Consider the following 12,775-nt stretch of genomic DNA (forward strand, 5'->3'; position numbering starts at 1 on the left):
AATGATCGCCCGCACCACCGCCCTCCCGCTCCTCGCCACCATTACGGTCGCCGCCGCGCTCTCCGGCTGCAGCGCGGTCGATCGGCTCGCCAACATCGGACAGGCTCCCGAGATGTCCCGGATCGAGGATCCGACGCGCGGCGCCGGGTACCAGCCGGTCTCGATGCCGATGCCGGCCCCGGTCGTGGCGACCCGCCAGGCCAACTCGCTGTGGCAGGAAGGCAGCCGGGCGTTCTTCAAGGATCAGCGCGCCAGCGACATCGGCGACATCATCACGGTGGTCGTGACGATCGCCGACAAGGCGGCGGTCGACAACACGACCACGCGCACGCGCCAGAACACCGATGCCGCCCAGCTGAACGGCCTGTTCGGGTATGAAGGCAGCCTGACCAGCGTGTTCCCGGAAGCGGTAACCGGCGGCAATTTCCTCGACCTGGGATCGTCGACCAGCAACGTCGGCGCCGGAAAGGTGGATCGCGAGGAAGAGATCAATCTGCGGGTCGCCGGCGTGATTACGCAAAAATTGCCGAACGGCAATATGGTCGTCTATGGCCGGCAAGAAGTGCGCGTGAACTTCGAAGTGCGCGAGGTCGTGGTCGGCGGCGTGATCCGGGCGGCCGACATCACGTCGTCCAACACCATCAGCTACGACCAGATGGCGGAAGCCCGGATCTCGTATGGTGGCCGCGGCCAGCTCACCGACGTCCAGCAGCCGCGCTTTGGCTCCCAGGTCCTGGATGTGATCATGCCGTTCTGACGACCGGCCGCAGGTGTCGCCGCCCGGTTTCCGACACCGCTTGAGACCCAAAACAAAAGGCCGCCCTGGACAAGGGCGGCCTTCCTAGTTTCAAGCCGGTTCCGAAGAACGGTATCAGTCGTCGCGGTGGGTCCGTTCCATCTTCTCGTGCCGCTCCTGTGCCTCCAGGCTCAGCGTGGCGATGGGTCGGGCTTCCAGTCGCTTCAAACCAATCGGCTCGTCGGTTTCTTCACAATACCCGTAGGTACCGTCTTCGATTCGCTTCAAGGCAGAGTTGATCTTGCTGATCAGCTTGCGTTCGCGGTCCCGGGTCCGGAGTTCGATCGAGTGCTCGGTCTCGAGCGAGGCACGATCTGCCATGTCGGGTTGCTGCAAGTTCTGTTCGGTGAGATTGCTCAAGGTTTCGTTGGCATCGCGCACCAACTCGGCCTTCCAACGGAGCAGTTTCTGCCGGAAGTACTCCAGCTGTTGCGGGTTCATGAACTCTTCTTCGTCCGACGGCATATAGTCCGGCGGCAGGGTCACGCTCATCCCCTTCCTCCACGCGGGCTCGACGGCATTCGGTGGCAGAGGGCCCGTCACCGAACGGGCGCGGAATGCTTGAAGCGACCTAGACCGCATCAACAGGATGAAACCCTTGGAGTTCCGCGCCGCGCGACGGGTTACACGCTTCGTTCGAGTTTCGCAAGCTCGACCCGAGCTCTAAGTTCGATCTCGTCGAGAATCTCGACCACCCGAGGGTCGTCGAACGACTCGCGCTGCCGGCGAACAGTGGTGGCCAGCTCCTGCAAACGGTCGCGCGGGATGGCTCCCATCAACAGGCCGTGACGAATATCGTCCAGCCTGTCGAGCATCAGGTCGGCGTGTTCCCGTGCCCGGCGCGCGCTGCCTTCGCGGTCGCCAACCTCCTGGGCCGCGAACACCGAATCGACCGCCCGCACACCGGAGACGCCGGCCGCATCGCCGGTTTCAGCGGTTTCATCCAGCAGCTTCGAGAAATCGGACGAGCCGGCCTTGCCGGTCTTTCCACCTCGACGAACGCCGGAGATTCCAGCCGCTTTGGATGATTCGACCTTCATGGCGATGGGCAACCTCGGTCGAACAGACGTGAACTTCGCTCAACTCGGATTCGCATAATCATATTGTACCATGCGTCGTCGCGGGTTTCGACGCCACCCTCAACTACAGGCGGCGGCAAGCAAGGTGGCACGCTTCTAGCATAAAAGATGGCGAGACCGGGAACACCCGGCAACACCGACCGATCGCGGGGACGATGATCATGACAACGGGACGCTGGATGCAACGGTTCGCAACCTTCGTGACAGTCTTGTGGGTCATTCTTGCCGTGGGTGTCGGCGGTGCGGCGGCGCAAACCCGTATCAAGGACATCGTCGACTTCGAGGGGGTTCGCGAGAACCTTCTGATCGGATACGGACTGGTTGTCGGCCTGAAGGGCACCGGGGATGACATCGGCAGTGCGATCTTCACCCGAGAGAGCCTGGTCGGCATGCTGGAGCGGCTCGGCGTCAACGCGCGCGACAACGACCTGGACACCAAGAACGTTGCTGCGGTGATGGTCACCGCCATCCTGCCGCCGTTCGCCACCCAGGGAACCCGGATCGACATCACCGTGTCGGCGATCGGCGACGCCGACAGCCTGCTCGGCGGCCAGTTGCTGGTCACCCCGCTGATCGGCGCTGACGGCGAGGTCTACGCCGTGGCCCAGGGTCCGGTCGCGGTCAGCGGCTTCTCGGCCCAGGGTGCCGCCGCAAGCGTGTCGCGCGGCGTCACGACCGGGGGACGGATCTCCAACGGCGCGATCGTCGAGCGCGAGGTCAGCTTCGCGTTGAACCAGATGGAAACGGTGCGCATCGCCCTGCGCAATCCCGATTTTACGACCTCCCGCCGCATCGCCCAGGCCATCAATGCCTTCATCGGCGGGCCGATTGCCCAGTCGACCGACTCCGGTACGGTTCGGATGCTGGTGCCGGATGCGTACCGCAACAACGCCGTCGCATTGATCACCGACGTCGAGCAGCTGCGCGTCACTCCCGACACGATTGCCAAGGTGGTGATCGACGAGCAGACCGGCGTCATCGTGATGGGCGAGAACGTCCGCATCAACACCGTGGCGATTGCCCAGGGGAACCTGACCATTCGCATCACGGAAACGCCGCAGGTCAGCCAGCCGCAGCCGTTCGCGCAGACCGGCGAGACCGTCACGGTGCCGCGCACACAGATCGAGATCGACGACGACAAGGACAAGAAGCTTACTGTCCTGCCACGCCAGGTCACACTGCAGGAACTGGTCAACGGCCTGAACGCCCTGGGCGTCGGCCCGCGCGACATGATCTCGATCCTGCAGGCGATCAAGGCCGCCGGCGCGCTGCAAGCCGAACTCGAAGTGCTCTGAGCAGGAGACGCACGATGAACGTATCCTCCCTTCCCGACGTCGCTGAGCTCGACTTCGCCCGCACCCAGGGCGCCGCTCAACGTCAGCGTGACACCCTCAACGCCGCTGCCGCCGCGGGCGACCAGTCCGCCGTCCGCAAGGCTGCCGAGAAGTTCGAAAGCCAGTTTATCGCCCAGATGCTCGGTCACATGTTCAAGGGCGTGAAGACCGATGGGATGTTCGGTGGTGGCCAGGCGGAGAGCACATGGCGCGACTTCTACGTCGAGGAAGTCAGCGAGGTCATCGCCAAGCGCGGCGGCATTGGTGTCGCCGATATCGTCGAACGTCAGTTGCTTCAGCTTCAGGAGGTGAAGTCATGAACCCGCGCGATCTGATCCAGCTGTTCGTCGAGTCTATGGCGCAGCTCACCGCCGTCATGCGGCACGAGATCGAACTGATTCAAGGTCGCCAGTTCACCAAGCTTGAGGACGTCCAGCGCCGGAAAGCGCAGATCGCCAAGGGCTATCACGACCACCAGACCCGCCTCAGGAAGAATCTCGCGGCACTGGATGCTCTGAGCGATGAGGAACGGACCGACCTCCGAAAGCTTTATGCGGCCTTCCGGGAGACGTTGTCGGAGAACATGATCGCCCTGAAGTCAGCCCATGACGCCACCGACCGGGTCGTCAAGATGGTCATCTCAGGCGTCAAAAAGGCGCGCGGTGTAACCGGCCCCGATGTACGGCCGGGCAAGCCGGTCCGCGGGTACGCCGCATACGGCACCAGCGGCGCCGGTGCAGCAGGTTACAACCGTACGCTCTGATCGGGAATACGGCCCTAGATATCCAGGCCGTCGAGATAGCGGGCGTTATCCGGCGCCAGTTCGCGGACCCGAGCCGCCTCCACCCGAGCCCCCTGCAGATCGCCGGTCACCCGATGCACCATCGCCATCGAATAGTGACCGTCGACGCTGTCATTATCGATCGATAACGCCCGTTCGGCATGGGCCCGCGCCTTGTCAATTTCACCCTGCTCAAGATAGACCAGCGCGACACCGCCCAGCAGCGCCGCATCGTCGGGGTTGATCGACAGCGCCACTTCGAACGACCGGTGGGCTTCGTCCAGCCTGTGCAACTGAGTCAGGACCGAGCCGAGCTTGCCGTGGAAGCCCGCAACCTTCGGATTGACGTCGATTGCCGTACGATAGCAGCGCTCTGCGTCGGGCAGCGAGTTCAGTGCAACGAAGATGTCGCCAAGCTGGTGCAACGCCTCGGCGTTCGTCGGATTCAACTCGACCGCGCGCATGAGCAGCTCCGCCGCCGCATGCTGATCGCCCCGTTCGTGTGCAAGAACGCCGGCCCAAACCAGGATCCGGTCGTTATCAGGATCGTTCTCCAGGGCCCTCGAGATAGCCTCGGCTGCGCCTTCAAGATCATCGACACCGCGCAACGCGATGCCGAGATTGAAGTACGCCTCGGAATACGTCGGGTCCATGCCGGTCGCGCGACGGAACAGCTCGAGCGCCCCGTCCAAATCGTTCTCGCGGAGTGAGACGACGCCAAGGTGATTCGAATAGGCCGGGTTGTTGGGGTTAACGTCGATCGCGGTCTCTAGGAGCGTTCGAGCACCGCCGAACTCGCCATGCTGCAAGCAAAGCAATCCACCCAGATGGAGCGCTTGCTCGTGGCGCGGATTCTTCTCCAAGATCTCGACATACAGGTCCCGCGCTTCATCGATCTCATCAGCTTCCTGATGGCGGATTGCCGATACCAACAAATGATGAAGTGGATCGGCAAGATTCATGAAACGCTATCCCTGCTATTTATTGATACATCACCTCTGGACCATACCACATCTAGAGCGGCCCTGTGAATCACCTTCAGCACAGGCTGATCGCAGCAGCGTCAGGCGACCAAGTCAACCGGCGCGGTCCTGGTCGGGTCAACGGATGCCCCTTCGACCGTCCCGGCTTGCGGGCGTTCAACCGCGGCATCTTCTCGAGATGCTGCGGCCACCGGCCCACCGATCTGCACATCGGAAACATCGCCAGTGCCAGCATCACGGCTGGAAGGCAGCACGAACGGTTTGGCAGTCGGATCCTGACGGTAGCGCGCAATCACCGCCTCAGACGGAAACTGCCGTACGACGTCCCCGGACAGACTGTCCCGAACCTGGAAAATTACGGTCAGTGACCGCGAATCAAATCGCAGCACCGGGCTGATGAAAAAATTGGCGTCCGATTCAACCAGCGCCGGCGGCGGGGTCGAATTCTGTCCGTCGCGACCGTCACTTGTCTGGTTGACCTGGACCCCTGGAAATCGCGCATCAATTTCCATGGAAACCTCCATTCTGGAGACTTTAGGTCAAACTTGGCAGACCTTACTAAGCGAATTATACGGGATTCGAATCAATCGGTCCAGCACAAACCCCTGGACCGCACGACAGGACGCCTGATTGTCGGTCGGAGCAGCCTGGCAATTAAGACGATGCTGGCGCTGGATGATCAAATGTACTTGGTCAAGCTCAGATTGCGCAAGACGGCGGTCGTCTGAAACGACGACTCCAGCTGGGCCTGCAGAGTCTGGAACAGGCTTACGGCCTCGTAGGCATCAACATCCTCAATATCGAGGACCTGCGTTTCAAGCATCGTCAGAGCTTCCCGATGCGACTCCAGGTTGGTCTCCATCTGGGCGCCGATCACACCGTTCTGACCGACCATGTCGTTGATCAGGTCGAACGCCGCCTCGATCTTTCCAAGGCCCCAGGTAACCAGCGCCTGGTACTCAGCGTCATCGCCCGCCTGGAAGTTGGCATTGGCGAAAGCGAAGAAGACTTCGTACACCTCTTCAAACGCATTGTCGTTGCCGAGTTCCCCGAATGTGACGTCCACGCCCTTGTCGATCCGCGCCTGCAGCGAGCCAGGTGCCGGCGTGGTTACGTTGTTCCAGTTGGCGTCAGTCGCAAAGAAATCCTCAACGAAGGTAATGATGTCGGTCGCGCCGGCGCCGGCCGACAGGGCCGGTTGTCCGGGGCCAAGAGCACCCGCCACATGGGCCGCGTAGGCCGTCTTGATGGCCGATGGAGACAGCAGCGGCTGGGTATCCGTATCGGTACCGTTGAACAGGTACTGCCCGCCGGACGTCTGGTTCAGAAGGTTGGTGAGCTGATCGATCGCCGCATTCGCGTAGGTGCCCAGCGCCAGTGAAGAGTCCTCGAACAGGCCTTCGACCTGCTCGTACAACTTCTTGCGCATATCCTGGGTGATGTCGGTGACCGTCACGAGCGATGCATTGATCGTCGTCGTCTTCACCTTCGTGTTGTTGATGGAATCGACATAGGTTTGAACACTGGTGCGCTGCTCTTTCAGAGACACCAGCAGCCGGACGTCCTGTCCGGAGAATCCGCTGTATACCTGAGACTTCTTCCCCGTCGAGATCTGCTGCTGCGCATCCGCGATCTGCCGCTGGATCGACGTGATCGAGTTGTCGATGCGAAGGTTCTGAGTGACGGTTGAGATACGCATGTCAAAGACCCCTCAAAGCCTTAGCGGATTGCGCCAAGGAGTTCGTCAAGCGCCTGCTGGACCGAACTCAGCACCCGGGCGGACGCGGCGAAGGCCGCCTCCAGCTGGATCAAGCTCGCCAGTTCCTCATCGAGGTTCACGCCGCTTGCATCGGTCAGGCGCTCGCTCAGCAGGTTGCGAACCTGATCCTGGAACTGGAGCTGGCTCTCGAAGTCGGCAGCCTGGTTTGCCTGGTAGCCAATAAACTGGGCCGCGAACTCCTCCAGCGTGGACGACGCGGTATTGAGGCCGGTAACCGCCGTGAAGGCCTGCTTGGTGTCGAACATATCGATGATGGCCAGCGGCAGCGATGAGTCGCTCACCCCAGAGGAGGTGAAGGTGCCGCCGGTACCGTCGCGCAGCTCCGCGCCGGTAACCGTACTGCGAACCTGGATCACCGCCGCGAAGCCAGCAGCCGCTCCAGGGATCGCGTCAGCCGCGTCCGTAAACAGATCCAGATCGGCGGTGGTGGCGCCGACCGTGATGGCATCAAACTGCTCGGCCAGCTCGAAAGCCAGCGAATCCAACTGGCTCTGGGCCAGCGGCAGTGTGGTGTCGCGAAGCTGCAGCAAGCCCGAGACCGTTCCGCCGGAGAACGAGTTGGTGATCGAAAACGGCGCCATGAACCCATTGTCGAGCATGACATCGTTGAGCACCGACCCGGCCGAAACCGTGGTCGACGCGACGAAGGTCAGCGTCACGGCTTCCTGATCGAGAAGAAACTGGCTGTCGCCGGTCAGGATGGCAATCTTGCCGTCCGGCCGCTCGAACGTCTTGATGTCCATCTGCTCGGACAGTTTGGTGATCCAAACGTCTCGCTGATCCTCGAGATCGGCGGTCGACTCGCCCGCCGCCTTGCGCGAGCCGATCTCAGCGTTCAGCGATTCGACGTTCTGCAGTGCCTGGTTGATGATTTCGACCGAATCCTCGACGCGCTGATCCGCTTCGGCTCGCAGCTCCTGAATGCTGGACGACAGATTGTTGAGGGTCCGCGCGACTTCCTCGGCCGCCGAGATCACATCGTTCTGAGCGGTGGACTGGTCTGGATTGGTCGCCAGCGCCTGGAACTTGGCCTTGAGATCGGTGATCTTCGATGAGATCGAGCTGTTGTCTTCCGGCCGCCCGAACTCGAGCTCGAAACGGGCAAGGAAATCGTCCAGGACCGTCAGCTTTTCAACGACCGAGGTCTGCTCCCGCACGTCGCGCTGCAACTGCGCGTTCACGTTGCGGGTAACCTGCTCGACCAGGACCAAGCCTCCGCGGCCGTCCACGACCCGGGTCGATGTTTCCTGTACCTTGCGGGTATAGCCGTCGACGCTGGCGCTCGCGATGTTCCGGGAGGCCACGTCGATCTTGGCCTGGGCCGCCGCGATGCCGCTTGAAGCACTGTAGATGGCGTTGATCAGTGACATCGTTGTTCCTCGGCTTCGACCGCGTCAGACGTCCGAACGCGCGCTACAGACCAAGCAAGAATTGAGCCAAGGTCCGTGCGGCGTGTCGCCGACGCTATCCGGCCAGGCTCTGCGGCTCAGGCTTCAGGCCCGCCATGATCTGGCGGTTGATCAGAATCAGGTCGTCCAGAGGCGCGTTGGTATCCATGATCAGCTGCGTCTCTTTCATCACGAACAGCGCCAGGCTCGCGATCCCGCCCTTGAGTTCCTTGGGCAACCCGTTGTCGGGATGATTGAGGTCTGCGAGGAACACCCCCCAGACCTTCTCGTTGCGCAAGACCGCATTCAGCCGTTCCGGCAGTGTCGATGCGCCATCGCGAGCCTTGATCAGTGCGCCCGTCACCTGGGCAAGCAACCTGTACTCCAGGTCCCGGCCGTTCTGGGTCGCCACCGCGCCCTGCGTGCGGCGATAGGCGTTGTATCCCTGCATTCTCCTACCCTCCGCTTCGTTCTCCGGTCATCGCCGGTCCGTCGGGCTCTGCTCCGCCGGACGCACCGCCGGCGATTACTGGAACAGCCCGAGCAGGATCTGCGGTGCCTGGTTGGCAATCCCCAGCACCTGCACGCCAAGCTGCTGGCGGACCTGCAGGGCGGTAAGGCGAGCCGATTCACGCGCCATGTCGGCGTCGACGATGTTGCCGAGGCCTTCTTCGGTGGCGTCGGTGATCTCTTCAAGGAAGGTGGTCTGCAGCTCAAGCGCCCGCGCCTCCGCACCGAGCGAGCCCAGTGCGGTGTTGACGATGGACTGCAGATCGTTGAACTCGGACGCCAGGACCGACTGGGCCAGCGTCGCGCTGCCGAACGAGGAACCGGCAAGCGCCAGAACCTGGGTACGGAGGTTCTGAACCGTCAGGGTCAGCGTGCCGCCGTTGATGTTCGACAGGGTGTTGACGTTGGTGCTGCCGCTGTCGAGCAGATTCACGCCGTTGAACACCGCGTTCTCGATGAAGTTCGCCGCCTGCGAGAGCAGCTGCGCGAAGTCTTCTTCGAGGATCGACCGCTGAGTGGTGGTGATGCCCTCGTTGGACATTTCCGTCAGCTTCTGACGAACCGTTTGGAGAAGATCGGAGATACTGGTGGTACCGGCGATCGCGACTTTGGCGATGCCCTTGGCGTTGTTCAGTCCCTGAACCACCGCGCCGAGCGCCTTGATGTCGCCCCGGATACCCTGGGCAATCGCGAAGTTCGACGCGTCGTCGATCGCACCGGTAACCTTCAGGCCGGTCGAGACGCGATTCTGCGTTACGTCCAGCGAACGGTTTGTCCGCTCCAGGTTGCGCAGGGCAACAAGTGCACCGGGGTTTGTCAGGATTGAGTTGTTCGCCATGGTCCCGTTCCTTCGTCAACGTTCTGTCGACCCAATCCCGGCTCTCTTGTGCCTCCCACCTTCACAATCGGTGGGAACCGGTAGAGGTCTGTCGAAGCGGATGGCGCAAGCTCTGGGCCAGATTGAAAAATCCACATAACTATTTGTTTTTAAAAAATATTATTCTGGAGGACCGGACACACTCACCGTTAATCAGGTTCGTTCACGGCAGGAATTGCCGCTCCGACCTGGAAAAAAGCGCCGAGTTGGACTGGGTGATCTGGCTATCCGGAACGGGACTCGGCCGGGATAACCGCCGTGGAATGCTGCTGAGCTTCCATCCGGCCAAGCCGGCGAACCTCAATCTGCTGCGAACCGGGATGCAGAGACGGCCTTCGCCTGCGCCGCGCGCAGGAGACCGAAAGTCAGAACCGGCCTGCCAGGAAGTCGGCGAGGATCCGGGCGCCGCCAACACCCGCCTGGCGAGCGTTGAAGGGCTCGTCCTTGGCCAAAGCCGGTCTCATATTCGCGAAGAAGAAGTCGCGCCCATCGGAAATGCGGTTGAAGCTCTGCGCCATGCGAATGGTCGGGGTGCCGACCGCGGCCGAGAATGCGCAATTGGCAGTCCTGGCCGCAACGACCACGTCGAACGCGGCAAGCAGCGCCAGGAGCTCGTCGATGTCATTCCACAGGTCGACCCCGTCCAGCCGCTGGATGTCAACGCCCTCGGCCTCCTTCAGGCGATCGATCTCAGCCTGGACGTCGCCGTGCATCAGGTTGACGAACGTGCAGCCGGGCGTGCGGAACACCGGCGCCCAGTCCAGAATGTCTGCGTGGTGGCGTGCGCGGAACCGCGTCATCAGTGCGCTGCGCCATACCACGCCGACCGCTTTATCCGCGCCGTATTGCGCCAAGACCGACCGCCAACGCTCAACACGCTCCGGCACCGGCCGAAGATAGCCGCCGGTCAATGAAGGAGCCGCCCGATCGGCTCGGAAGAACCGCGGCAGGCTGCCCGCGTACACCACGTGCCGGAGATCATGGCGGGCAGTCAACTCGGCGTAGTCGAAGTACTGCCCGAGTGAATCGCCTGCAACCAGCTGGCGGGCGACCACGGTCACATTCGGAAAAGTCCGTGCCATGACCGGTACGATGCGCGGATCGACCTCAACCACGACCGGAACCTTTACGGCGTTCAGGAGATCAGGCAGGCAACTCAGGAAGATCACCTCGTCGCCAACCCCCTGCTCCGAAGCGACCAGGAGCGCGCCACTCTCGGTCCCGGGGCCAAGCCAGGGCGATGGCACCGCCAAGCGCGGCCGAAATACCCGCCGCTCGATCCGCGCCTCGTGGAGACCCCAGGCGCGCCGAAGATCGCCGATGATGAACTCGACCTCCGCGAGAACATACCCGATGTCAGGGTTGCCGGGATGTGCCAGCAACCCTCGCCGGCACGCGTTCCTCGTCAGCGCCAGCCGGTCGCACTGGAAGCCTGCGTTGACCAGGGCATGCATCGCCGACGCCCGTGCGGGATCGAGCACGATGGCGCGTCGCGCCGCTTCGAGGGCCGCTTCAGGTTCGGATCCGCGGTGCTGTTCCGAACTGAGATTGGCCCACAGCCGGCCATCCGTCGGCTTGAGGCGCACCGCTCGCCGGGCCCAGGGAACAAACCCATCGCCTTCCAGTACCGGCCCGCGCCCGCTGGTCAGGCCCGCATACAGCTCATAGGCCGCGGGTGCTTGAACGATACCAGTACGGGCCGCACGCAGGGCCCCATCGAAGTCGCCGGTGCCGGACCGAGCCGTGACCAAGTGCAGCCAGATCTCGGGGTGCTGCGGCTGGAGCCGCCGCGCAGGCTCCAGAAGCCGAAGCGCCTCATCGAACCGAAGCAGCGCGTTCATGACCGCGCCTCGGCGAACACGGGCCTCAAACGAGCCCGGTTGCAGGACAAGCGCCCGGTCGCACCATGTCAAAGCAATGTCCGGATCACCATCCTCCGAACGGAGCGTGGCAATATTGACGGCCGGCTCTGCCAGGCGGGGGTCGATCAATGCCGCCCTGCGGAACGCCCGCTCCGCTGATCCGCGCTGAGCGAGCGCTTTCAGGATTGCGCCGAAACGATTCCGGGTAGCCGCAGCCAGCGGTCGGTATGTGAGGGACCGCCCGACGAGATCGGCCGCCCTGGCGTTGTCGCCAAGCTGGTGGTGGAGCGTTCCATAGAAGTCGAGGACATCGGGATGCTTCGGCATCTGGCGAAGCAGATCGGCATACAGTCGACCCGCCTCGGCGAACCGGCCTGCGACATGCAGGCCGACCGCTTCGTTGAATGACTTGAGAAGCCGGGATCCGCGATCGCCGTGCTTGGAGCCGGTTGTCACGGCTCGTCTCTTCACGTCAGACGGACTGGTCCGGGACGGCGAGTTGAGTGTCTTCGGTCGCATCCTCGCGCGCCGACAGATTTGGATTCAGCCCGCGCATGATGGCTCGATTGACGGCGATCAACGCATCGATGTCGCCTTCCCCCGATGTGACCAAAGCCGTCTCGCGGGTAACCCAGATCCCGAGGCTGACGATTGCTGCCCGCAACTCCCGTGGCAGCATGTTGCCCTCGGTGCCGACGTCCTCCACGAACGCGTCCCAGACCTGATTGTTCCAGTTCAGCGCATCCATGATCTGCGCCATGCGCCGAGGATCGCGGTGTGAACCGTCGCGAAGCTCCTTCGATTTCATCAAGCCCGACGTCACCTGCGCAAGCAGCCGATACTCGACGTCGCGAGGAGCCGCTGTCTGCTTGATCGTGCGCTTGTAGGCATCATATTTTGACATTGGACACTCAGCGGTCGTCGTGAGCGGCTTCCAGCGCGTTCAGATCGGGGCTTACACCTCGGTCCTGTGCATACGCCAGCACCTCAGTTTCATAGCCTATCAATGCTTTACAAGTCTTTAACGCACGATAGTATTTTGCGGCGTTCACGTCCTGTACAATGTGCAGGAGCGTCTTTCGCACCTGATTGAACGATGTCGCCTCCATAAAGTCTTCAATCAAGCGGATAAACGTCGGATAGTATTGCTTCGAATCGTGGTCATCCAGATACATCAAAAGGATTGAAAAATAGATCCGTTTCGCTGGCGTATTGGCCTCTTCCTCTTGGATGATATCTTTTCCAAGAAGTATCGTGGCTTCATTTTGCAGAATAAGTGAGGCGCCCTTGTTGCCGGCGACCATGACGGCCCCGTTCACAACGAACTTCTCACCCGGCTTGATGTTGACCTTGAGCGGCATGGAGTAAGTGTCGCATGGACCCCC

Annotated in this window: 15 protein-coding genes; 4 read left to right on the forward strand and 11 right to left on the reverse strand. The window is 62.1% G+C overall.

Annotation, left to right across the window (positions count from 1 at the left end):
* The first annotated feature begins 1 nt into the window (after position 1).
* On the forward strand, positions 2-757 hold the full coding sequence (gene flgH, locus RIC54_RS10730) for a flagellar basal body L-ring protein FlgH (RefSeq protein ID WP_350096005.1): 756 nt from the start codon (positions 2-4) through the stop codon (positions 755-757).
* A gap of 114 nt (positions 758-871) precedes the next feature.
* Here the strand turns inward: flgH and dksA are convergent, their stop codons facing one another.
* The gene (gene dksA, locus RIC54_RS10735) at positions 872-1,288 is read right to left on the reverse strand and encodes an RNA polymerase-binding protein DksA (protein WP_007672351.1); all 417 of its coding nucleotides are present in this window, start codon (positions 1,286-1,288) and stop codon (positions 872-874) included.
* A 131-nt stretch (positions 1,289-1,419) separates the two neighbouring features.
* Positions 1,420-1,836 carry a flagellar assembly protein FliX gene (locus tag RIC54_RS10740; RefSeq protein WP_350096008.1) on the reverse strand — a complete coding sequence of 139 codons (417 nt, stop codon included), beginning with the start codon at positions 1,834-1,836 and terminating at the stop codon, positions 1,420-1,422.
* A 194-nt stretch (positions 1,837-2,030) separates the two neighbouring features.
* On the opposite strand from RIC54_RS10740, the gene RIC54_RS10745 reads away from it, so the two are divergent.
* The 3 genes from RIC54_RS10745 to RIC54_RS10755 are packed head-to-tail and all read left to right on the forward strand — an operon-like array spanning position 2,031 to position 3,972.
* Positions 2,031-3,170 (forward strand): flagellar basal body P-ring protein FlgI, encoded by a 1,140-nt coding sequence (locus RIC54_RS10745; RefSeq protein WP_350096010.1) that lies wholly within the window; start codon positions 2,031-2,033, stop codon positions 3,168-3,170.
* 14 nt (positions 3,171-3,184) lie between these two features.
* Positions 3,185-3,529 (forward strand): rod-binding protein, encoded by a 345-nt coding sequence (locus RIC54_RS10750; protein ID WP_350096012.1) that lies wholly within the window; start codon positions 3,185-3,187, stop codon positions 3,527-3,529.
* Entirely contained in the window at positions 3,526-3,972 is a 447-nt protein-coding gene (locus tag RIC54_RS10755) for a hypothetical protein (RefSeq protein ID WP_350096014.1), read from the forward strand. Before RIC54_RS10750 ends, RIC54_RS10755 begins: the two co-directional genes overlap by 4 nt.
* 14 nt (positions 3,973-3,986) lie before the next feature.
* On the opposite strand, the gene RIC54_RS10760 is transcribed toward RIC54_RS10755, so the two are convergent.
* From RIC54_RS10760 to flbT, 9 genes are all read right to left on the reverse strand, one after another.
* On the reverse strand, positions 3,987-4,952 hold the full coding sequence (locus RIC54_RS10760) for a tetratricopeptide repeat protein (RefSeq protein ID WP_350096016.1): 966 nt from the start codon (positions 4,950-4,952) through the stop codon (positions 3,987-3,989).
* Positions 4,953-5,053: 101 nt separating this feature from the next.
* Positions 5,054-5,485: a hypothetical protein gene (locus tag RIC54_RS10765; RefSeq protein WP_350096018.1), complete on the reverse strand. Its 432-nt coding sequence runs from the start codon at positions 5,483-5,485 to the stop codon at positions 5,054-5,056.
* Between the two features lie 167 nt (positions 5,486-5,652).
* Positions 5,653-6,672 carry a flagellin gene (locus tag RIC54_RS10770; protein WP_350096020.1) on the reverse strand — a complete coding sequence of 340 codons (1,020 nt, stop codon included), beginning with the start codon at positions 6,670-6,672 and terminating at the stop codon, positions 5,653-5,655.
* 20 nt (positions 6,673-6,692) lie between these two features.
* Complete coding sequence (gene flgK / locus RIC54_RS10775) at positions 6,693-8,123, reverse strand: flagellar hook-associated protein FlgK (protein ID WP_350096022.1); 1,431 nt, start codon at positions 8,121-8,123, stop codon at positions 6,693-6,695.
* Between the two features lie 94 nt (positions 8,124-8,217).
* Positions 8,218-8,592, reverse strand: a complete 375-nt coding sequence (gene flaF, locus RIC54_RS10780; protein ID WP_350096024.1) for a flagellar biosynthesis regulator FlaF — start codon at positions 8,590-8,592, stop codon at positions 8,218-8,220.
* A 75-nt stretch (positions 8,593-8,667) separates the two neighbouring features.
* Positions 8,668-9,489, reverse strand: a complete 822-nt coding sequence (locus RIC54_RS10785; RefSeq protein ID WP_350096026.1) for a flagellin — start codon at positions 9,487-9,489, stop codon at positions 8,668-8,670.
* 404 nt (positions 9,490-9,893) lie between these two features.
* Positions 9,894-11,846 (reverse strand): tetratricopeptide repeat protein, encoded by a 1,953-nt coding sequence (locus tag RIC54_RS10790; protein WP_350096028.1) that lies wholly within the window; start codon positions 11,844-11,846, stop codon positions 9,894-9,896.
* 16 nt (positions 11,847-11,862) lie between these two features.
* Positions 11,863-12,294, reverse strand: a complete 432-nt coding sequence (gene flaF / locus RIC54_RS10795; protein WP_350096030.1) for a flagellar biosynthesis regulator FlaF — start codon at positions 12,292-12,294, stop codon at positions 11,863-11,865.
* Between the two features lie 7 nt (positions 12,295-12,301).
* Complete coding sequence (gene flbT / locus RIC54_RS10800; RefSeq protein WP_350096032.1) at positions 12,302-12,751, reverse strand: flagellar biosynthesis repressor FlbT; 450 nt, start codon at positions 12,749-12,751, stop codon at positions 12,302-12,304.
* Positions 12,752-12,775 lie beyond the last annotated feature (24 nt).

Origin of the sequence: Thalassobaculum sp., from assembly GCF_040219215.1 — a bacterium.
Taxonomy (GTDB): domain Bacteria; phylum Pseudomonadota; class Alphaproteobacteria; order Thalassobaculales; family Thalassobaculaceae; genus Thalassobaculum_A.

Excerpts from the sequence above, each read along its gene's own strand:
- RIC54_RS10750 (WP_350096012.1), top strand. The coding sequence starts at position 3,185 with ATGAACGTATCCTCCCTTCCCGACGTCGCTGAGCTCGACTTCGCCCGC.
- flaF (WP_350096024.1), bottom strand. The coding sequence starts at position 8,592 with ATGCAGGGATACAACGCCTATCGCCGCACGCAGGGCGCGGTGGCGACC.
- RIC54_RS10765 (WP_350096018.1), bottom strand. The coding sequence starts at position 5,485 with ATGGAAATTGATGCGCGATTTCCAGGGGTCCAGGTCAACCAGACAAGT.
- flaF (WP_350096030.1), bottom strand. The coding sequence starts at position 12,294 with ATGTCAAAATATGATGCCTACAAGCGCACGATCAAGCAGACAGCGGCT.
- RIC54_RS10740 (WP_350096008.1), bottom strand. The coding sequence starts at position 1,836 with ATGAAGGTCGAATCATCCAAAGCGGCTGGAATCTCCGGCGTTCGTCGA.
- RIC54_RS10785 (WP_350096026.1), bottom strand. The coding sequence starts at position 9,489 with ATGGCGAACAACTCAATCCTGACAAACCCCGGTGCACTTGTTGCCCTG.
- dksA (WP_007672351.1), bottom strand. The coding sequence starts at position 1,288 with ATGAGCGTGACCCTGCCGCCGGACTATATGCCGTCGGACGAAGAAGAG.
- RIC54_RS10770 (WP_350096020.1), bottom strand. The coding sequence starts at position 6,672 with ATGCGTATCTCAACCGTCACTCAGAACCTTCGCATCGACAACTCGATC.
- RIC54_RS10755 (WP_350096014.1), top strand. The coding sequence starts at position 3,526 with ATGAACCCGCGCGATCTGATCCAGCTGTTCGTCGAGTCTATGGCGCAG.
- flgK (WP_350096022.1), bottom strand. The coding sequence starts at position 8,123 with ATGTCACTGATCAACGCCATCTACAGTGCTTCAAGCGGCATCGCGGCG.
- flbT (WP_350096032.1), bottom strand. The coding sequence starts at position 12,751 with ATGCCGCTCAAGGTCAACATCAAGCCGGGTGAGAAGTTCGTTGTGAAC.
- flgH (WP_350096005.1), top strand. The coding sequence starts at position 2 with ATGATCGCCCGCACCACCGCCCTCCCGCTCCTCGCCACCATTACGGTC.
- RIC54_RS10760 (WP_350096016.1), bottom strand. The coding sequence starts at position 4,952 with ATGAATCTTGCCGATCCACTTCATCATTTGTTGGTATCGGCAATCCGC.
- RIC54_RS10745 (WP_350096010.1), top strand. The coding sequence starts at position 2,031 with ATGATCATGACAACGGGACGCTGGATGCAACGGTTCGCAACCTTCGTG.